The following is a 20,163-nucleotide window of genomic DNA, read 5'->3' as shown; positions in this document are numbered from 1 at the left end:
AATGTCCCCTCGTAGGCAAGTGACCTATTCCCGCCGCCCGAACCATGCGGCACGCTCGGCGCACGCGCGCGGCGACCGTATGTTCCGCACGTACGATACCAGTTACATCCAACCCAGACGATCCAACGTTCCGCATTACGTGTTCCTTGCGGTTCTGGCACTTCTCGGCATCGGCATCCTGTGGTTCGTCGGTTCCTCGGTTGCCAGCTGCGTGTCGCCGAAGGTCGAGCTTCTGGCGGAAGGCCAGCAGGCTACCATCACCGTCAACGAAGGCGCATCGGCCAACACCGTAGGCTCCGCGCTGGTGGATGCCAAGCTGGTGGGGTCTTCCAAAGAATTCACCGAACGCGTGAAGGACCTGGATGCAGGGTCCGACCTCAGGCCCGGCACCTACACCTTTGCAGGCGGCGCGACGGTCGACGATATCATTTCCGCATTGCGCAACGGTCCGGTTTCCGATGCCGTGCTCACCATTCCCGAAGGTTATCGCCTGACCGAGATCGCCTCGGCGGTGGAAAGCGCCACCAGCGGGCGCATCAGCGCCGATTCCTTCAAGCAGGCGGCGTCGGATGCCAGCGTGTATGCGGGCGATTACGGCTTCTTGAAGTCTGCGGGCACGAACAGCCTTGAAGGCTTCCTGTTCCCGAAAACCTATGATGTTGCCGCCGATGCTACCGCCGACAGCTTGATTCGCGCCATGCTCACCCAGTTCCAAACCGAAACGGCGGGGCTCGACTGGTCCTATCCCGAATCTCAGGGCCTTTCCGTGTATGACACCGTCAACCTGGCATCCATCGTGGAGAAGGAATCCAGCGGTGACGAAACGGTGCGCGCTCAGGTGGCGGCAGTGTTCTATAATCGCCTGACCACCAAGGGCGAGCCGAGCAACGGTTACCTGCAAAGCGATGCCACCACCGCTTACGAGGTCGGACACGATCCCTCGGCGGACGAGGTGCATGCAAACAGCCCGTATAGCACCTACACTAACGCTGGGCTTCCGCCCACGCCCATCTGCTCGCCTTCCATCGAGTGCCTGCAGGCCGTGTGCTCGCCTAATAAGGATGCGCTCGGCAAGTACTACTTCTTCTACTTCCAAAACGATAAGTACACGTTCAGCGAAACCTACGACGAGCATAAGGCCGCGTTCTCGTAAGGGGATTCATGCCATACTTGCAGCCGGAGCGCTACTTCTCCCGCATATCGCATATCAACATAGAACGGGACCTGCTTGCATGCGGGTTCCGCTATGTCTTGCTGGATATCGACAACACCATCCTGTCGCGTGCAACGCATGACGTCCCGCGAGATGTGGGCCTGTGGCTTGCTCAAGCGAGAGACGCAGGCGTGAGCTTCTGCCTGGTGTCGAACAACTGGCACAAAAACGTGCACGAGCTTGCGAATCGCCTATCCATGCCCATTATCGCCAAGGCCATGAAGCCCTTGCCCGTGGCGCTGTTCGCGGCGTGCTCCATGCTGGGGGCGAAGCGCAGCGAGACCGTCATGGTCGGCGATCAGCTATCGACCGACGTGCTTGCCGCGCACAACGCCGGCATGTCGGCGTATCTGCTGGCGCCGCTGGCGGAGCAGGACCTGCGCCATACGAAGTACGTGCGCATGGTGGAGCAGGCCATCTTAGGCGGGGCGGTGCCCGAGGGCGCGCCTCAGCCGGCGCAAGCGCAAGCGGCCGACCAGTCGGCTGCATCAAGCGTTCTCTCGCAGCAAAAGTAGCGAATCCGCCCATTTGATGGGCGCTGCGGTCGAATTAAGCCCTACAAAAGTAGTCTGCATTGGTATGATGAAATCCCTGCTAACCTGCAGGCCCTTGATCGACCAGGAAGGACTTTCATGACCGAGCAGAGCGAAGGCGAACGCCTCTATATCCTGGGGCATCCGGTCGCGCATTCGAAATCGCCGGTAATGTACAACGCGTTATATGAAAGGCTGGGTCTGCCTTGGACCTATGCCCTTGCCGATTACGCCGAGCTGGACGATGCCCGCGCCTTTTTGGATGCGCGGGATTTCCTGTCCGTGAACATCACCACTCCCTATAAGCCGCTGGCCTTTCAGGCTGCAACACGCAAAGCAGCTAGCGCGCAGCTGGCGCAAGGCGCCAACGTGCTCGTCCGCAAGGACGATCAGCTGATCGGCTTCAACACCGATGGCGATGGGTGCGTCAAGTTCCTGGAGCTTGCGGGCGTGACATTCAAGGGCAAGCGCGTGGTGGTGTGCGGAACGGGTCCTACGGCCCTCTCCATCCTTCACGCGTGCGCTATCGCCGGCGCCGACGTGCTGTTGCTGCTCTCGCGCGACAAGGAGCGCGCGCGTAGCGTGCTCGACGCCTATCTCGAGCGTTTCGGCAAGCTGGCCAACGCCACCATCGATTTCCCCGCCATGAAGGAGGGGCATCGCAGCTTCCGCGAGGCTTACACGAAGCCGACGTTCAAGTTCGGCAGCTATACCACCTCGGCGGGGGCGCTGGGTTCTGCGGACATCATCATCAACGCCACCCCGGTGGGCATGAAGCCCGACGATCCCGCTCCGTTCGATACGGGGCTTTTGCGTCCTGGCCAGGTGGTTATGGATGCGGTATACGCATCGGGCCGCACGAAGCTGGTGGCCGACGCCCTCCAAGCCGATTGCAAGGCGGCTTTCAACGGCGGGGGCATGCTGGTGGCGCAGGCGGTTGCTTCGGCGCTCATCGTGTCCGACGTAGCGGAAGTGAAGATACCGTATTCCGAAGCGGAGCTGTTCAACCTTATGGCAGACGCCGCCGGGTTCGATTGCCCGCGCGCGTGATCGAAGCATAGTCATCCGTATCGGCGCGGCGCGAAGGTCGGGCCGCGCGCTAGCACGAAAAGAGAACAGCATGCGCTACTACACAGCAGGAGAGAGCCACGGACAGGGCCTGGTCGCCATCGTCGAGGACGTGCCGGCGGGCCTGAAGATATCCGAGGAGCAGATCAACGTCGATCTGGCGCGCCGCCAAGCGGGTTACGGCCGAGGCGGGCGCATGAAGATCGAACATGACATGGTGCAGGTGATCTCCGGCGTGCGCTTCGGGCGCACCATCGGAAGCCCCGTGGCAATGCTCGTGGCAAATAGGGATTGGGCGAACTGGACCGATCGCATGGCCCCCTTCGGCGAGCCGCCGCTCGATCTGGCTCGGGAGGTGACCCCTCGTCCGGGCCATGCGGACCTGGTGGGCGCGTTGAAAACGAACACCGACGACTGCCGCAACATCCTCGAGCGCTCAAGCGCCCGCACCACCGCGCCGCGCGTTGCGGCGGCGGGCATCGCGCGCGAGTTTCTGGCCGATCTGGGCGTGGAGATCTTCTCCTACGTCACCGGCATTGGAAGCGCCGTCATGCGCGAGGACGATCCGTTCATGAACCCGTCGCGCTACACGCCGCTTGAGATCGAGACGAGCGAAGTCCGCTGCCCTGATGCGGAGACCAGCGAGGCCATGAAACGCGAGATCGATCGGGCTATCAAGGATAAGGACAGCTTGGGAGGCACGTTCCGCGTGATCGTGCGCGGTCTTTTGCCGGGCGTCGGCGGCTATGCCGTGCCCACCGAGCGCCTGACGTCCACCATCGGCGGCGCCCTGTTCAGCATCCCCGCCATCAAAGGCGTGGAGTTCGGCATGGGCTTCGAGGCGGCTCGCAAGCCCGGTTCGCAAGTGCACGACCCCATTTTGCTCGATCGGGCGAAAGCCGAGTTCACGCGAGCGTCCAACAACGCCGGCGGCCTTGAGGGCGGCATGACCACGGGCATGCCCCTGGTGGTCACGGCGGCCATGAAGCCCATTCCCACGCTCATGCAGCCGCTGCAGACCGTGAACCTTGACACGCTCGAGGTGGCCCAGGCCTCCAAGGAGCGAAGCGACGTATGCGCCGTTCCGGCATGCGCGGTGGTCGCCGAGGGGGAGGTCGCGTTTGCCATAGCCGATGCCTATATGCGCAAGTTCGGCTCCGATAACATGGCCGACATCAAAGCGGCCATCAAAGCCTACAAGCAACGTTTGAACACCGTATCTCGTTAAAACAGCCAGGAGGACCATCATGGAACAGCAGGAAGTCAAGGGCGATGCCATCACCCCGGAAAGCAACCCGATAGCCTACACGCTGTCGGTCACCACCCCCGACGAGGTCGTCGCCATCGTCAACAACCCCGAGATCAAGCCCCATGCGCGCCCGACGTACGAGCTGACGCGCAACGTGTTCTTCGTGGGCTTCATGGTCGCGGGCAAAACCTCCACGTCGCGCCGTCTGGCCCGTCAGTGCGGTCTTGCCACCATCGACCTGGACGCCTACATCGAGCGTCGTGAGCGTCGGGCGATCAACCAGATTTTCGCCGAGCAGGGTGAGCAGGCGTTCCGCGATATGGAAACCCAGGTGCTCGATGAGTTCGCCCACAAGGGCCCCATGCTCGTTTCGTGCGGCGGCGGCATCGTGCTGCGCGAGGAGAACCGCGAGATTCTGAAGAACAACGGTTTCGTAGTGTATCTGCAGGTCACGGCCGAGCAGGCCGTCGAGCGCGTCGGCGACGTGTCCACGCGCCCGCTGTTCAAGAACCTCGAGACCGCGCGACAGACCATCGCCGGCCGCCTGCCTATGTACGAAGACGTCGCCAGCGTGTCCATCGACACCGTTGGCAAGTCCATCAACGTCGTGGCCCAGGAGATCCAGGAGATTTTGGAGAAGGAAGGCGTGCTGTGCCTGCGACAAGGGTAGTGGTGAACATTCCTGGCGAAGACGCGTACAACGTGCGCGTCGGCGCCGGGGTGCTTGATGCGCTGGGGTCGTCCATGCGCGGCGTTCCTGTGCTCGCCGATGCGCGGCAGGTGCTTGTCATCACCGACGCCAACGTCGGCCCGCTGTACCTGGCCCGGGCGAAGGCATCGCTCGCTCAAGCGGGGTATCGCGTTTCCGACATCTGCGTTCCCGCAGGCGAAGAGGCGAAATCGCTTACGGTGCTCGGCGAGGTGCTCGAGGCCATGGCCGCTTTGGCGCTCGAGCGCGACTGCGTGGTGGTCGCGCTCGGCGGCGGCTGCGTGGGCGATCTGGCGGGCTTCGCCGCGGCAACCTACATGCGCGGCGTGCAGGTGGTGCAGGTTCCCACCACGCTTCTGTCCATGGTGGATTCAAGCGTGGGTGGGAAGACGGGCGTGAATCTATCCGCAGGAAAGAACCTGGTAGGTGCGTTCAAGCAGCCTGCGTTCGTGTGCGCCGACACCGAGGTGCTGGCAACGCTGCCTGCGCGCGAGTGGGCATGCGGTTGCGGCGAGGTGGCGAAAACCGCGCTCATCGACGGCGACGAGTTCTTCTTCTGGCTTTCCGACCAAGCGTCGGCAGTGGTCGACCGCCAGCCCGATGCCGTCTCCGAGGCCATCGCCCGCTGCGTGGTGTTCAAGGCAGACGTGGTGGCGCAGGACAAAACGGAAAGCCGCGGCGTGCGCGAGTGCCTGAACTACGGCCATACCCTGGCACATGCCATCGAGAAGCTTTCGGGTTATGGCACGTACAGCCACGGGCATGCGGTTGCCGAGGGCATGCGCTTCGCGGCCCGTATGGGCATGCGGCTCGCCGATATGCCGGTCGAGCTAGCCCAGGCGCAAGGGCAGCTGCTCGATGATCTGGGTTTGCCCGAGCTTGGCTGGGAGGCTTCCCCGGCGCAGGTGCTCGATGTCATGAAACGCGACAAAAAGGCGCGTCACGGGCAGGTTCGCTTCGTGTGCTTGCATGATGTGGGGCAGTGGCGGCTTCAGGATGTGGCCGATGGCGTGATCCTGGAAGAGCTGGAGGAGTATTTCGCGCAGAAGCGGCGGTGATGCCCGGCCGGCGTAAGGCCCGGCGTACAAGCGGCAGACCATCTTGCAGGCTGGCCGGAGAAGGCGGATGCGGCGATGGCCACCGTTTCAAGCCGATGTCCGATGCGGCGCGGGAAGCAACGAAAGGTGTGCAACATGAAGAAGATCCTGCTGATGAACGGGCCTAATCTGAACATGCTCGGCATCCGCGAGCCGGGCGTGTACGGCAACGATACCCTGGAAGATTTAGAGGCGGGCTTCTGCGAATATGCCCGCGCGCACGGTTGCGAGGTGGAGTGCTTCCAGTCAAACCATGAAGGCGACCTGGTCGATAAGATCCACGCCGCGCACGGCGCGTGTGATGGCATCGTATACAACCCCGGCGCGCATACGCACTATTCCTATGCGCTGCGCGACGCTCTCGGCAGCGTGAGCACGCCGTGCGTTGAGGTGCACATTTCCGATGTCAGCATGCGCGAGGCGTTTCGCCATATCTCGGTGATCGCCCCGGCGTGCGTTGCCCAGGTCAAGGGCCGCGGCTTCGCCGGCTACAACGATGCGCTCGATATCCTGCTCGAAGGCACGACCGAGCGCTTGGGCGAGGGATTCGAGGGGCGCTACGCGCCGGGCCAAGTCATCGTGGCAGGACGTGATCTCATTGACGAATAGCATGAAAGCCCAGGCCGCAGGGCGTTTGGAGCGGTTGCGCAACGCGGCGGCGGAAAACGGCATTCGCACGTTTTTGGTACGCGACACGGCAAGCATCGAATGGCTGACAGCCTTTGATGGCGTTTTCGACGACGAACAGGCGCATGCGCTCCTGGTCACGCCGCATGACGCGGTGCTGCACACCGATTCCCGCTATAGCGGTGCGGCGCGAAAAGCGGCGCAGGGCGAAGGCGTTATCGTCGTCGATGACGCGCGTCGGGGCCATGGCGAATGGGTTGCCGACGTGTTCACGGCCCGTCACGCAAGCGCGCCCGCCGGATCGCCGGCGCCCGAGAGCATCGTGCTCGGCATCGAGGACTCCATGACGCTTGCGGCGTTCCGCGCGCTCGAGGGCGCCCTTGCCAAGGCGCCCGCGTCCCCGCAGCTGCTTGAGACCTCGGGCTTCGTCCGCTCGCTGCGCGCGGTCAAAGAGCCGTCGGAGGTTGCGCGCATGAAGGCGGCTCAGGCAATCACCGATGCGGCGTTCTCCTATATCGTCACGTACATGAAGCCGGGCATGACCGAACGGCAGGTGCAGATCGAGCTTGAGGACTGGATGCTGCGTCATGGTGCGTCCGGCCTGGCGTTCTCCTCCATCGTGGCCTGCGGCGCCAACGGCGCGAGCCCGCATGCCGTTCCGGGCGAGGCAAGGCTTGAGGCGGGGCAGTGCGTGGTCATGGACTTCGGCGCTCGCGCCTACGGGTATTGCTCGGATATGACCCGCACCGTGTTCGTCGGCCAGCCCGATGCGCGGATGCGCGCCGCCTACGAAACGCTGCGCGAGGCCAATGAGCGGGTGGAGGCCGCGATAAAGCCCGGCGTCACCGGCGCGCAGATGCACCAGATGGCCGAGGACGCCCTTGCCGCGGGCGGATTCGCCGGCAAGATGGGCCACGGGCTGGGTCATGGCGTGGGCATCGACATCCATGAGGAGCCCGTGCTGTCGCCTCGCAACAAGGAGCCGCTTGTCCCCGGAAACGTGGTCACGGTGGAACCGGGCATATATCTGGAGGGCGATTTCGGCATGCGTTTAGAGGATTTCGGCGTGGTTACCGAAACGGGATTCCAGGTTTTCACGCAATCTACGCATGACATGGTTATAATTTAAGGGTTGAACTAAAGGGGCGGCCTTGGTCGCCTGAACGGTTGAAAGGATCTACCAGTGGCTATCTCTACCGCCGATTTCAAGAACGGAATGTGCATCGTCAACAACGGCAAGATGTGCACCATCGTCGAGTTCCAGCATGTCAAGCCCGGCAAGGGCGGCGCCTTCGTCCGCACGAAGCTTCGCGACATCAAGACCGGTCGCGTGGTCGACTACACGTTCAACGCCGGCACGAAGTTCGACACCGTGCGTCTGGAAACCCGCAAGATGCAGTACCTGTACAACGACGGTTCCGATTTCTACTTCATGGATCCCAACACCTACGACCAGATGAGCATGCCCGCCGAGACTGTCGGCGACACCGCCAAGTGGCTCAAGGAGAACGACGAGGCCAGCCTGCTGTACGCTGGCGAGGAGCTCATCAGCATCGAGCCGCAGATGTTCGTCGAGCTGGAGTGCACGCACACCGAGCCCGGCTTCAAGGGCGACACCGCCACCAACACCACCAAGCCGGCAACCTTCGAGACCGGCGTTGAGCTGCAGGTGCCCACGTTCGTCGAGATCGGCGACGTGCTGCAGATCGACACCCGCGACGGCCGCGTCATCAAGCGCGTCTAGCTCGCATCGCATCGGCGATCGACGACCGCGGTTTTCGCCTCGAACGGCTTTTGCTGCGCGATTGAAGCATGGCAATAGGCGTTTGCGGAAGCCGGCATCCGCTCATGTTGGGCGAGCCAAAACACATGAATCAAGGTTCGTCGAGTGCGACGATATCTCCGAATGCGCCCGTTCAGGGCGCATTCGCTGTATTCGGGGCCGTTCCTTCTGGTGTGCGAAGGCCGCCGCCGTAAGCGGACCATCGCGGCTGCAGGGCTTGCGAAGCGCGCCGCCTGGGCGGCGTTTCTGTTTCTTGCCCGTGAATTCGCCGCGCGCGCACGGTATCGGCTCCGGTATCTTCTATAATCCTGGTTTCGATCAATACGGTCTGTATCACTTGAAAACGAAGGGGGTGCGAGTTCATGTCAAGGCTTCAGATCATGGATACCACTATCCGTGACGGCCAGCAAAGCCTGTGGGCCACGCGCATGAGCATCGGCGACATGCTGCCGATCCTGCCGAAGATGGATCGCGTCGGCTACTGGGCCATCGAGGCATGGGGCGGCGCGACGTTCGACTCGTGCATGCGCTTTTTGGATGAGAATCCGTGGGACCGCCTGCGTTCCATCAATGCGGCAACTCCGAACACGCCGCTGTCCATGCTCACCCGAGGCCAGAACCTGGTCGGCTACAAGCATTATTCCCGCGAGATCGTGAACCGCTTCATCAAGGCGTCCAAGCGCAACGGCGTGCACGTGTTCCGCGTGTTCGATGCGCTCAACGATATCCGCAACGTGGTGGATACCGCCGAGGCGGTCAACGAATGCGGCGGTCACTTCGAGGGCGCCATCTCCTACACCATCTCCCCGGTGCATACGCTTGACAGCTACCTTGAGTATGCGCAGCAGCTCAAAGAGCTCGGCGCCGACTCCATCTGCGTGAAGGATATGGCCGGCCTTATGACGCCGTATCGCGCCGAGCGCATCGTGAAGGCCCTCAATGCCGAGATCGGCCTGCCCGTGCATCTGCACTGCCACTATGTCGGCGGCATGGCCCCGGCCAACTACCTCAAGGCGGCCGAGGCGGGCGTGTCCATCGTCGACACCGCATCCGCTCCGCTGGCTTTCGGCAACTCCCAGCCCGCCGTCGAGATGATCGTGGCGGCGCTGCAGGAAAGCCGTTACGACACCGGCCTTGACCTGGACCTGCTCTTCGAGATCGCCGAATACTGGGAGGAAGTGCGCAAGCGCAGCCACTACAAGCGCGGCGTGTCCTCGCTTATCCATATGCAGGTGTATTCGCATCAGGTGCCCGGCGGCATGATGTCCAACCTCATGAGCCAGCTCGAGGTGCAGAACGCATCCGATCGTCTGCCCGAGGTCATGAAGGAGATCCCGCGCGTGCGCGCGGAGGTGGGCTATCCGCCGCTCGTCACGCCCATGTCGCAGATCGTGGGCACGCAGGCCGTGTTCAACGTGCTCACCGGCAAGCGCTGGGGCGTCGTGTCCAAGGAGATGAAGGACTACATCTGCGGCTACTACGGCAAGGCCCCGGGACGCATCGACCCCGAGATCATGAAGAAGGTCGCGGGCAATTCGCAGGTGCTGCCCGACGACGTGCCGCCGTCGAGCCTGGTCACCACCACCTATGACGAGGTCGCCGAAGAGGTCGGCGATCTGGCCCAAAGCGAAGAGGACGTGCTCATGTACGCCCTGTTCCCCAACGAGGCGCGCACCTTCCTGAGCAAGCACCGCGCATCCGAGAAAGTCGACTTCCTCATGCAGGAGGAGTCCAGCAATATCAAGGAGGACGATTACGTGGATATCAATCAGATTCGCGAATTGGTTCGCGTTGCCGAGGAAAGCGGCGTAGGCGAGATCGTGGTCGAGGACGGCGGTCAGCGCATCGCCGTGCGCATGCCCGGCGCTATGCCGGCAGCCGCACCGGTTGCAGCCGCTCCGGCGGTCGCCGCCGCACCCGCAGCTCCCGCAGCGGCACCTGCCGCTCCGGCCGCCGCTGCCGCCGAGCCCGAGCGTCCCGCCAACTGGTATGCCGTGAAGGCTCCCATGGTCGGCACGTTCTACGCTGCTCCCGCACCGGGCGAGCCCGCGTTCGTGAAGGTGGGCGACGAGGTTGCCGCCAACCAGACCCTGTGCATCGTCGAGGCCATGAAGCTCATGAACGAGATCACCGCCGAGGAGATGGGCACCGTCCGCGAGGTGTGCGTCAAGGACGCCGACCCCGTCGAGTTCGGCACCGTGCTGTTCTACATCGAGCCCCATTCCGTCCAGCCCGTCTCGGAGCAGTAACATGTTCAAGAAAGTACTCATCGCAAACCGCGGCGAGGTGGCCCTGCGCGTCATGCGCGCCTGCAAGGAGCTGGGCGTGAAGACCGTGGCGGTGTACTCTACCGAGGACGAGAACACCTATCCCGTGCAGTATGCCGACGAGAAGGTGTGCATCGGCCCCGCCCAGGCAACGAAAAGCTACCTGGTCATGTCCAATATCATCGCGGCGGCCACCATCACCGGCGCCGACGCCATCCACCCCGGCTACGGTTTCCTGGCGGAAAACGCCGACTTCGCCCGCGCGTGCGCCGACAACGACTTGGTGTTCATCGGCCCCTCCGCCGAGTGCATCGAGCGCATGGGCGACAAGTCATCCGCCCGTGAGACCATGAAGGCCTGCGGCGTGCCCACCGTCCCCGGTTCCGATGGCTGCATCGATACCGTGGAGGAGGCTCGCCGGTTCGCCGAGAGCGTGGGCTATCCTGTGCTCATCAAGGCGACCGCCGGCGGCGGCGGCAAGGGCATGCGCGAGGTCCACGACCCCGCCGACCTTGAGTCGCACTACAAGGCCGCCCGCGCCGAGGCCGGCGCCGCGTTCGGCAACGACGAGGTCTACCTGGAGAAGCTCGTGCTGCGTCCGCGTCACGTCGAGGTGCAGGTGCTCGCCGACGACTTCGGCAACAACGTGGCCCTGTGCGAGCGCGACTGCTCCGTGCAGCGTCGTCATCAGAAGCTCATCGAGGAGGCGCCTTCTCCGGCGCTGACCGACGAGCTGCGCCGCGCTATGGGCGTTGCGGCCATCAAGGCCGTGCGCGCCGTGGACTACCGCAATGCCGGCACCATCGAGTTTCTGCTGGACACCACGGGCAAGTTCTACTTCATGGAGATGAACACGCGCGTGCAGGTGGAGCATCCGGTATCCGAGCAGATCACGGGCACCGACATCATCAAAGAGCAGCTGCGCATCGCATCCGGCGAGCCCATGAGCTGCGCCGATAGGGCCCCGTTCACGCCGTTCGGCCATGCCATGGAGTTCCGCATCAACGCCGAGGATCCCGAGCACGGTTTCCGTCCGTGTCCCGGTACCATCACGCGCTTCGAGCCCCCGGCGGGCCCGGGCGTGCGCGTGGAGGCCTATGTGCATTCCGGCTCGAAGATCAGCCCGTTCTACGACTCCATGGTGGCCAAGCTCATCGTGTACGGCCAGGATCGCGAGGAGTGCCTGGCGCGCGGCCGCCGCGCCCTTGACGAGTTCGTCATCGAGGGCATCCCCACCACGCTGTCGTTCCATCGCCGCGTGCTGGATAACCAGGTGTTCTGCGCCGGCGAAGCAACCACGGACTTCATCGAAACCCAGATGGGAGATGTGTTATGAGCGATTTGACCGTTGACGGCATGGCGCTTGCGCCGGGCGTCGTCGAGACCATCGTCTCCATCGCCGTGGCAGATGTGGACGGCGTCGCCAGCGTTGGCAACGCCCCCGCGGCAAGCCGCGGCATCCGCGGCGTGCTCGGCGGCAAGCCCTCCACGTCCGGTATCGAGATCGCAGCGGACGAAAACGACAAGCTGCAGATCTCGGTGCGCATCGACGTTTATTATGGACACGTGCTGCCCGACGTGGCGGCTGCGGTCCGCCAGTCCGTGGCGGACGCCGTGGCTAGCCAGGTAGGCGCGCAGGTTGGATCGGTCGACGTCTACATCGACGGCGTCCAGTTCAACCGTTAGGAATAAGAAGAAGCACAGGGGATTATTTGCACATGGCATCGAAAAGACACGAGCGCACGACGGCACGTCGCGTCGCGCTGCAGGTTCTGTACACCGCTGAGATCAAGGGCGCATCCGCAGCTCAGATCGTGGCTGAAGGCGTCTTCCCGTCCGAGGAGGGCCCGCTTTCGGAATATGCTCAGGACCTGGTGCGCGGCGTCGAGCAGAACCGCATCGTCATCGACGGCAGCCTGAAGGCCGCTGCGGAGAATTGGTCGCTGGGCCGCATGCCCATCGTCGACCGCTCCATTCTGCGCTTGGCCGCCTACGAGATCATGTTTGTGGAGGATGTGCCCACCAGCGTCGCCATCAACGAGGCGGTGGAGCTGGCGAAGGATTTCGGCGGCGAGGATGATTCCCCGCGCTTCGTCAACGGCGTGCTGGGCCGCATCGCCAAGGACATCGACGATGGGGTCGCTGCGGCTCCCGCAGGCGATGACCCGGCGCAGCCCCTGGTGCTGTAAGGGCGCGATTCGGTGGCATTGGAATCGTACGGGTCCTTCGAGGAGCTCAAAAGCCGCCTGGATGAGATCGTCGAAGCGGTAAACGATAAGGATTTGCCCTTGGACCAGGCGCTTTCCCTGTATGAGGAAGCGGTTGGGCTGGGGCTTCGCGCAAGCGATCTGCTTGAGCAGGGCATCGACGAGGCCAGCGTCCAAGAGGCGCTGGCCTCCGAAGCCCCAGCAGGGCTTGCCGATGATTCGGCGCAACCCGCGGTATCTGCGGCGAGCGCGCATAAGGAAGGTCAAGCGGACGGCGGCGCGGCGCAGCAAGGCCAGGCCGCCGCTTCCGTCTAGGTCGCGCAAGGCGATCGGATGGCATGACAAAAGGAAAGGCGCAGCATGAGCGATAAGCGCATTCTGGACATAATCGCATCCCCTGCCGACCTGAAGCTCCTCAGCAATGAGGAGCTATCTATACTTGCGGGCGAGATTCGTCAGGAGATTGTGGCCACCACCTCGAAAACCGGTGGTCACGTCGCCTCATCTTTGGGCGCGGTCGAGATCATCCTGGCTCTGCACAGCCTGCTCGATTGCCCCAAGGATAAGATCGTATTCGATGTGGGGCATCAGGCGTATGCGCACAAGCTGGTCACCGGACGCTTGAAGGACTTCGGCACGCTTCGCACCTATGGCGGTCTCTCCGGCTTCCCCAAGCCCAGCGAGAGTCCCTACGACGTGCACTATTCCGGGCATGCATCCGACTCGCTTTCGGTGGCGCTCGGCTTGGCGGAGGCCCGTGATCTGGCGGGTGCCGACCAGAAGGTCGTCGCGCTCATCGGCGATGCGGCGCTTTCCGGTGGTATGGCCTTCGAGGCCTTGAACAATATCGGCCAGGCGCAAACGCCCATGGTCATCATTTTGAACGACAACGAGATGTCCATCTCGCACAACGTTGGCGCGCTCATGAAGCACTTGGGTTATATGCGCGCATCTTCGCAGTACCGTCAGGCGCGCGACAACGTGCAGGAGCACCTGGAGAGCAGCGGGCCGGTGGGCAAGGCCATCACCAACTTCGGCCGCAGCATGAAGGAATCGATGAAGCAGTTCGTCATTCCCCATTCCATGATCTTCGAGCAGCTGGGCATCGTATGCACGGCGCCGATCGACGGGCACAACATCGCGCAGTTGCGGGAAACGCTGCGAGCCGTGTTGAATGCCGACGGCCCGGTGCTCATGCATGTGGTCACGCGCAAAGGCCAAGGTTATATGCCCGCTGTGCGCAACCCCGAGAAGTTCCACGGCATCGCGCCCTACAACATCGCAACCGGCGAGGTCATCAAGTCGGGCAAGCCCTCCGCGCCGAAGTACACCAACGTGTTCGGCAAGGCATTGGTCGCCGAAGCGGAGAGCAATGCCGATATCGTGGCCATCACCGCTGCCATGAAGGGCGGCACCGGCCTAGATGAGTTCGCGGAGAAGTTCCCGGAGCGTTTCGTGGACACGGGCATTTGCGAGGAGCATGCCGTCGGTTTCGCCGGCGGCTTGGCGGCAAACGGCAAGAAACCCGTGGTGGCGCTGTATTCCACGTTCATGCAGCGCGCCATCGATCAGATGATCATCAACGTGGCGCTGCCGAAGCTCGATGTCGTCTTCGCCATCGACCGTGCCGGCATCGTCGGTGCCGACGGCCCCACGCACCATGGCGTGTTCGACCTGGTGTACGCCCGCATGGTGCCCAACATGCGCGTGCTGGCGCCTTCGAACGAGGCCGAGCTCGTGCATGCGTTGCATACGGCGCTTGCGATGGGCGGCCCGTTCGCCATCCGCTATCCGCGCGGCGAGGGCGAGGGCGTTCCGCTGCCCGAGGCTGCCGAGGTGCTGCCGGAAGGAAAGGGGCGTGTGGTACGCGAAGGCGATGACGTTGCCATTTTGGCGTTCGGCCGCATGGTCGGCCAGGCTTTGGGCGCTGCCGATACGCTTGCCGAGCAGGGGGTTTCCGCTCGCGTAGTGGACATGCGCTGGGTCAAGCCGCTGGATGTGCAGGCTATTCAAGCTGCCGCCGAAACGAAGCTGGTCGTCACGGTGGAGGAGGGCGTTATCGCAGGCGGCGTCGGTGAAGGCGTTCTCGGCGAGATGGCCCGCATGGGCTTGCACACCCCGGCTTTGAACCTAGGCATCCAGGATGCGTTCGTCACGCAAGGCGGGGTAGGGCAGCTGCTTCACGAACAAGGGCTTGATGCCGAGGGCATTGCTGCCAGCGTGCAAGAGCGCTATCGGGCATTGTAGCCCGCGGTTCCGCTAAGTTCGCGAACAACGAAAGGCCCCACGTCATTCGAGGTCCGTTCAAGCAAGTTGAGTCAGGTGCGCTTGCATTGCCGACAAGGTCGGCGAACGGAATCGAAGGCGTGGGGCCTTTTTCGCTGCAAGGCCATAAAGGCTTCACGGCAGATAGGCGAAAGCGCTTACGCTTCCTTTTCCATCACGTAATCATCCATGGCAAACCCGTTGCCGATATCGTTCTTGACGGATTCGATGGTGACGAATCCTTTGCCGTAGTAGGCTCGAATACCCAGGTCGTTCTGCTTGTTCACGGTCAGATACATGCTATGCAGATCGCGAGACCGGCATAAGTCGGTATAGAATCCGATGATCTGCGAAGCATAATGCTTGCCGCGCTCCTCGGCCAGCAGATACATCTTCGAAATGAAGTAGCGGCTGGTCTCGGGTTCCTCGCAGCCGCCGGTGTAGCCAACGGTTTTGCCGGCTTCGTCAATCACGAACCAGTATTCGTAGGCATGCTCGGTCATGTCTCGCTTGATGGCTTCCAGGCTTTGAAACTTTTCGACCATGTAATCGGTTTGCGCATCGCCGATGATCGCGGGCCAGTATTCGTGCCAAATCTCGTCGGCAAGCTTCGCCAGCTTTTCCTGATCTTCATCCGTTTCAACGGCAACGAATCGCACGCCCATAAGCTCGTTCCTTTCAACAAAGTTCGCCTGTTTCCACATTGTAACACCCGCGTCTCACGCTCGTTACAAAGCGTTTCCCAGAGCGTTAACAATGGCATATTGCGCAAAAGGCCAGGTCAATCAGTGGCAGTATCGAATGCGTAAGAGAAAGGTGCTCAGAGGGAATGGGTATCGGAAAGCGAAGGAGGTAACGTGATGTATGACACGGGTTCAACGGCATTCATGCTGGTATGCGCCATGCTCGTCTTGCTCATGACGCCAGGCTTGGCGTTTTTCTACGGAGGCCTGTCGCGTCGAAAGAACGTTGTGAATACGATGATCATGGTGTTCTCGGCCATCGGCATCGTGGCGATCACGTGGACGATCTGCGGCTGGTCGCTGGCGTACGGCGGGGACGGCTCAAGCCCGTTCTTCGGGGGCTTCGATCAGCTTGGCTTCCTGGGCGGCGTGACCGATATGCTCGCCGAGGCCGAGGCGGTTCCGGAGGATGCGGCGTATCCGACCATCATCGACTTCATCTTCCAAATGGCGTTCTGCATGATCACCACAGCCATTATCACGGGCTCTCTTGCCGGCCGTATGAAGTTCGGTGCGGTGTGCGCATTCGTGGCAGTGTGGACCATTGTGGTGTACCCGCCGCTTGCCCATATGGTTTGGGGCGGTGACGGGAGCCTTATCGGCGACACCATCGGCGCGCTCGACTTCGCAGGCGGCGATGTCGTGCACATCTCCTCTGGCTTGACCGGCCTTATCCTGTGCCTCATGCTCGGCAAGCGCAAGGGCTTCGGCATGATGAGCTACCGTCCGCATAACGTGCCCTTCGTGGCCCTGGGCGCAACCCTTCTATGGTTCGGATGGTTCGGTTTCAACGCCGGTTCCGAGTTCGTCGTCGATGGCGTTGCAGGTCTTGCCCTGATCAACACCGTGGTCGCCTCCGGCGCGGCGCTCGTATCCTGGATGATCGTCGAGCGTGTGAAGGTAGGCAAGCCCACGCTCGTCGGCGCCGCCACCGGCCTTGTCGCCGGCCTGGTCGTCATCACCCCGGCTGCTGGATTCGTCGAGCCTTGGGCCGCGATCATCATGGGCCTGATCGTTTCCCCGATCTGCTACTTCGCCATCTCGTTCTGCAAGGCCAAGATCGGCTACGATGACGCGCTCGACGCTTTCGGTTGTCATGCGGTCGGCGGTGTCGTGGGCGGTATCTGCACCGGCATCTTCTGCGTGCCCGAGCTGTCCTGGACCGACTTCGGCGGCCTTCTGTACACCGGCGATGTGAGCCTGCTATGCAGCCAGATTGCAGGTATCGCCATCACCATCGTGTTCGTCGGCATTCTCGATGTGGTGATCGCCTTCATCGTGAAGGCCTGTTTCAAGGGCAGCTTGCGCGTCAGCGAGGAGAAGGAAGCGCAGGGCCTCGACATTGCAGCCCACGGCGAATCCGCGTACCCTGCATACATCGGCTTGGACTAAGCTGCGGCTAGCATTGGAAGGAGTTGAACCATGAAGAAGATCACCGCTATCGTTCGCCCTGAAAAGCTCGAGCCGCTCAAGGATGCCCTGTTCGAGGCGAAGGTTTCGGGCATGACCATCTCGCAGGTGCAAGGCTGCGGGTCCCAGCATGGCTGGAAGGAGTATTACCGTGGCACCGAGGTGCTGTTGAACATGGTGCCGAAGGTGAAGTTCGAGATCATCTGCGACGATGCTGAGGTGGATGCGCTTATCGATGTGATCAGCGCCACCGCTCGAACCGGCAACGTGGGAGACGGCAAGATCTTCGTCTTCCCGGTCGACGAGGTGGTGCGCATTCGCACCGGCGAGCGAGGAGACGAGGCGATCTAGCCATCGGCGGCTGGTTGCGACCGCGATGCGCTCATAAGGAGCTAGAAGGCCTCCCATTGCTGGAAACGGGAGGCCTTCTTATGTGTGCGGGCCCATCGAGGGATCGCGGCGATTGCCGGATCGTTTAGAGCGCGAGGAGCCCTGTTCCAGGAAACGGGGGCAGGGATGCTTCTTTCTTCCGCAATACCCGATGGAATGGTTGTGAGCGAATTGCACAAGGTTTACTAGTGATATAAAATCCTATTAAGCATAAGCCTGGCAAGAAGGATAGGAGCAACGCGATGACTGCGAACGTTCAGGTTCCGAGCCCGCGTGGCTCGCGCAACACCAAGCAACGCGCGGTGGTGCTCGATGCGGTGCGCTCGCTGCACAACCATCCGACGTCGGCGGATATCTACGATGTGGTCCACCGCGATCACCCCAACGTGTCCCGCGCCACCGTGTACCGCAACTTGAGCGTGCTGTCCGAGCGCGGCGAGGTGTTGCGCATCCCCGTGCCCAACGCGGCGGACCGCTACGACTTCCGCTGCGATAACCACTTCCATGCGAAGTGCAGCCGTTGCGGGGGCGTCTTCGATATCGAGACCGAGGGGGTCGATCCCTTTGCGCGTATCGTGAACGATTACGGGTTCGAGGTAACGGGCTTCGACCTGGCGTTTTCCGGCGTGTGCCCTGATTGCCGCCGCAATAGCGGGGAATAGCGCGGAGTGCGTTGGCTCTCGTCCTCCAATCTGGGTGTTTAGGGGGGAGTTGAGCTCGAAGCGGCTGATCGTCGCGCAGCGCGCGGCCGGAGCGCAAGGCGGCGGTGCAAGAGCGTGAAGCGAAGGCTTGCCATTCCGCGTAGAAATCGTGCAGGGCGGAACGCTGTTGGAAAATAGTGGCTTGGATGCCGCATTGCGCGTGGTATACTCGATTGGCTTATGGGAAGGTCCCGTAAGCATTGGTAATGTAGGCCCCCGAGACATGTTTGTTGCACTGCTAAAAGGGAGCATCTCCTGCAAGCGAACATGGTTTATGTAGCAATCATTCATGACGAAGGGTCCCCGGCAAAGTATGGAAGGGGTCCGTTTTGACCGACATCAAGAACACGTCCGTCATCGACTTCGAGGACATCTCCGACGATCAGATGAACCAGATGATCGACGGCACGCTGACCGAGTTCGACGAGGGCGACCTGGTCAACGGCACGGTTGTCAAGATCGAGCATGACGAGGTGCTGGTGGACATCGGATTCAAGTCCGAGGGCGTTGTGCCCGTCCGCGAGCTGTCCATCCGCAAGGACGCCGATCCGTCCGAGATCGTCAATCTCGGCGACGAGATCGAGGCTCTGGTCCTGCAGAAGGAGGACAAGGACGGCCGTCTGATCCTGTCCAAGAAGCGTGCCGAGTACGAGCGCGCCTGGATCAGCGTTGAGGAGAAGTTCAAGGCTGGCGAGACCGTCACCGGCGAGGTTATCGAGGTTGTCAAGGGCGGCCTGATCCTGGACATCGGCCTGCGCGGCTTCCTGCCTGCGTCTTTGGTCGACCTGCGTCGCGTCAAGGACCTGGACATGTACCTGCACACCGAGATCGAGGCCCGCGTCATCGAGATGGACCGCAACCGCAACAACGTTGTCCTGTCCCGTCGCGTGCTGCTTGAGGAAGGCCGCAAGAACGAGCGCGCCGAGATCCTCTCCAAGCTGTCCAAGGGCATGCGCCTCAAGGGCACGGTTTCCAGCATCGTCGACTTCGGCGCCTTCGTTGACCTGGGCGGCATCGACGGTCTGGTCCACATCTCCGAGCTGTCCTGGAACCACGTTAACCATCCGTCCGAGGTCGTCAAGGTTGGCGACGAGGTCGAGGTCGAGGTTCTGGACGTCGATTTGCAGCGCGAGCGCATCTCCCTGGGCCTGAAGCAGACCACCGAGGATCCGTGGATCAAGCTGGTCGAGAGCTACCCGGTCGGCTCCATCGTCGACGGCAAGGTCACCAAGACCGTTCCGTTCGGCGCCTTCGTCGAGCTGGGCCAGTCCATCGAGGGCCTGGTGCACATCTCCGAGATGGCCATGCGCCACATCGACACGCCTGCTCAGGTCGTCAAGCCCGGCGACATGGTCAAGGTCAAGGTCATGGAGATCAACCCCGACCGTCGTCGCATCAGCCTGTCCATGAAGGCTGCTGCTGCTGAGATGGGCTTCGAGATCCCCGTGGACGAGTCCATCCAGGTTGAGGAGAAGCCGGCCAAGAAGCGCGAGAAGAAGGCTGACAAGCCCGCTGAGGAGCAGGCTGAATAAGCTGACCTAAGCCTCAAGCTTTAAGCTGAAGCATGAATCCTACAAGGCCCCCGGCATACGCCGGGGGCCTTGTTGCGTTTGAGGTTATCGAAGGATGCCCAAGGTTGGGACTGCGGGGTGACAAGGCATTCGGTTGGTGTCGTAGCTTTGATGCCTAATCTTTGCGCGGCAATAGGAATCCTTCTCTTAGGTGCGAAAATGCCGGTAAAGCTGCAGCGTATTTGTCGTCAACGCGGCGTCATCGTTTACGGATATCGTAAACCTCAAAGGTCAGAAAACAATTGTGACAAGCATGGCCCAAGTAGGGGTGTGCGTTAAGGGGTGTTGTTCTCGACGCTTGTCTCTCGACACAAATCGGGCCGCAATCGT

General features: G+C 62.2%; 20 protein-coding genes. 19 read left to right on the top strand and 1 reads right to left on the bottom strand.

The features are described from left to right. Position 1: 1 nt before the first annotated feature. The 15 genes from mltG to dxs all read left to right on the top strand — a co-directional run bounded on the left by mltG (position 2) and on the right by dxs (position 15,000). Complete coding sequence (gene mltG / locus SFHG_RS06060; RefSeq protein WP_042434950.1) at positions 2-1,153, top strand: endolytic transglycosylase MltG; 1,152 nt, start codon at positions 2-4, stop codon at positions 1,151-1,153. A gap of 8 nt (positions 1,154-1,161) precedes the next feature. Continuing rightward, a complete protein-coding gene (locus SFHG_RS06055; protein ID WP_042434947.1) occupies positions 1,162-1,728 on the top strand; it encodes a YqeG family HAD IIIA-type phosphatase in 567 nt (188 codons plus the stop codon). Between the two features lie 117 nt (positions 1,729-1,845). Beyond that, a complete protein-coding gene (locus tag SFHG_RS06050) occupies positions 1,846-2,796 on the top strand; it encodes a shikimate dehydrogenase family protein (RefSeq protein ID WP_042434945.1) in 951 nt (316 codons plus the stop codon). A gap of 70 nt (positions 2,797-2,866) precedes the next feature. After that, positions 2,867-4,042, top strand: coding sequence for a chorismate synthase (aroC, locus tag SFHG_RS06045; RefSeq protein ID WP_042434943.1), 1,176 nt, complete (start codon positions 2,867-2,869; stop codon positions 4,040-4,042). A 19-nt stretch (positions 4,043-4,061) separates the two neighbouring features. Continuing rightward, on the top strand, positions 4,062-4,733 hold the full coding sequence (locus tag SFHG_RS06040) for a shikimate kinase (protein WP_187364749.1): 672 nt from the start codon (positions 4,062-4,064) through the stop codon (positions 4,731-4,733). Next, positions 4,715-5,830: a 3-dehydroquinate synthase gene (gene aroB / locus SFHG_RS06035; RefSeq protein ID WP_042434941.1), complete on the top strand. Its 1,116-nt coding sequence runs from the start codon at positions 4,715-4,717 to the stop codon at positions 5,828-5,830. Before SFHG_RS06040 ends, aroB begins: the two co-directional genes overlap by 19 nt. 135 nt (positions 5,831-5,965) lie before the next feature. Continuing rightward, entirely contained in the window at positions 5,966-6,478 is a 513-nt protein-coding gene (gene aroQ / locus SFHG_RS06030) for a type II 3-dehydroquinate dehydratase (RefSeq protein ID WP_042434938.1), read from the top strand. Then, on the top strand, positions 6,468-7,625 hold the full coding sequence (locus tag SFHG_RS06025) for a M24 family metallopeptidase (RefSeq protein ID WP_202898117.1): 1,158 nt from the start codon (positions 6,468-6,470) through the stop codon (positions 7,623-7,625). The genes aroQ and SFHG_RS06025 overlap by 11 nt, the downstream gene beginning before the upstream one ends. A gap of 54 nt (positions 7,626-7,679) precedes the next feature. Beyond that, entirely contained in the window at positions 7,680-8,240 is a 561-nt protein-coding gene (efp, locus tag SFHG_RS06020) for an elongation factor P (RefSeq protein ID WP_042434932.1), read from the top strand. A gap of 401 nt (positions 8,241-8,641) precedes the next feature. Then, positions 8,642-10,528, top strand: coding sequence for an acetyl-CoA carboxylase biotin carboxyl carrier protein (gene accB, locus SFHG_RS06015; protein ID WP_042434928.1), 1,887 nt, complete (start codon positions 8,642-8,644; stop codon positions 10,526-10,528). Between the two features lies 1 nt (position 10,529). After that, on the top strand, positions 10,530-11,882 hold the full coding sequence (gene accC, locus SFHG_RS06010) for an acetyl-CoA carboxylase biotin carboxylase subunit (protein WP_042434925.1): 1,353 nt from the start codon (positions 10,530-10,532) through the stop codon (positions 11,880-11,882). Then, complete coding sequence (locus SFHG_RS06005) at positions 11,879-12,232, top strand: Asp23/Gls24 family envelope stress response protein (RefSeq protein ID WP_042434922.1); 354 nt, start codon at positions 11,879-11,881, stop codon at positions 12,230-12,232. The genes accC and SFHG_RS06005 overlap by 4 nt, the downstream gene beginning before the upstream one ends. Positions 12,233-12,264: 32 nt before the next feature. Continuing rightward, on the top strand, positions 12,265-12,735 hold the full coding sequence (gene nusB / locus SFHG_RS06000) for a transcription antitermination factor NusB (protein ID WP_042434919.1): 471 nt from the start codon (positions 12,265-12,267) through the stop codon (positions 12,733-12,735). 12 nt (positions 12,736-12,747) lie between these two features. Further along, a complete protein-coding gene (xseB, locus tag SFHG_RS05995) occupies positions 12,748-13,068 on the top strand; it encodes an exodeoxyribonuclease VII small subunit (RefSeq protein WP_042434916.1) in 321 nt (106 codons plus the stop codon). A 45-nt stretch (positions 13,069-13,113) separates the two neighbouring features. Next, positions 13,114-15,000 (top strand): 1-deoxy-D-xylulose-5-phosphate synthase, encoded by a 1,887-nt coding sequence (gene dxs, locus SFHG_RS05990; RefSeq protein WP_042434912.1) that lies wholly within the window; start codon positions 13,114-13,116, stop codon positions 14,998-15,000. Positions 15,001-15,176: 176 nt separating this feature from the next. On the opposite strand, the gene SFHG_RS05985 is transcribed toward dxs, so the two are convergent. After that, the gene (locus SFHG_RS05985) at positions 15,177-15,683 is read right to left on the bottom strand and encodes a GNAT family N-acetyltransferase (RefSeq protein WP_042434910.1); all 507 of its coding nucleotides are present in this window, start codon (positions 15,681-15,683) and stop codon (positions 15,177-15,179) included. Positions 15,684-15,878: 195 nt separating this feature from the next. Between SFHG_RS05985 and SFHG_RS05980 the strand changes: the two genes are divergently transcribed. The 4 genes from SFHG_RS05980 to rpsA all read left to right on the top strand — a co-directional run bounded on the left by SFHG_RS05980 (position 15,879) and on the right by rpsA (position 19,794). Further along, on the top strand, positions 15,879-17,153 hold the full coding sequence (locus SFHG_RS05980) for an ammonium transporter (RefSeq protein ID WP_042434908.1): 1,275 nt from the start codon (positions 15,879-15,881) through the stop codon (positions 17,151-17,153). Between the two features lie 30 nt (positions 17,154-17,183). Further along, positions 17,184-17,522 carry a P-II family nitrogen regulator gene (locus SFHG_RS05975; RefSeq protein WP_042434907.1) on the top strand — a complete coding sequence of 113 codons (339 nt, stop codon included), beginning with the start codon at positions 17,184-17,186 and terminating at the stop codon, positions 17,520-17,522. 281 nt (positions 17,523-17,803) lie between these two features. Next, on the top strand, positions 17,804-18,223 hold the full coding sequence (locus tag SFHG_RS05970) for a Fur family transcriptional regulator (protein WP_042434906.1): 420 nt from the start codon (positions 17,804-17,806) through the stop codon (positions 18,221-18,223). A gap of 368 nt (positions 18,224-18,591) precedes the next feature. After that, positions 18,592-19,794 carry a 30S ribosomal protein S1 gene (gene rpsA, locus SFHG_RS05965; RefSeq protein ID WP_042434903.1) on the top strand — a complete coding sequence of 401 codons (1,203 nt, stop codon included), beginning with the start codon at positions 18,592-18,594 and terminating at the stop codon, positions 19,792-19,794. Positions 19,795-20,163: the final 369 nt, after the last annotated feature.

This window comes from Senegalimassilia anaerobia JC110, assembly GCF_000236865.1.
Taxonomy (GTDB): domain Bacteria; phylum Actinomycetota; class Coriobacteriia; order Coriobacteriales; family Eggerthellaceae; genus Senegalimassilia; species Senegalimassilia anaerobia.
This window is presented reverse-complemented; position numbering and strand designations above follow the sequence as displayed.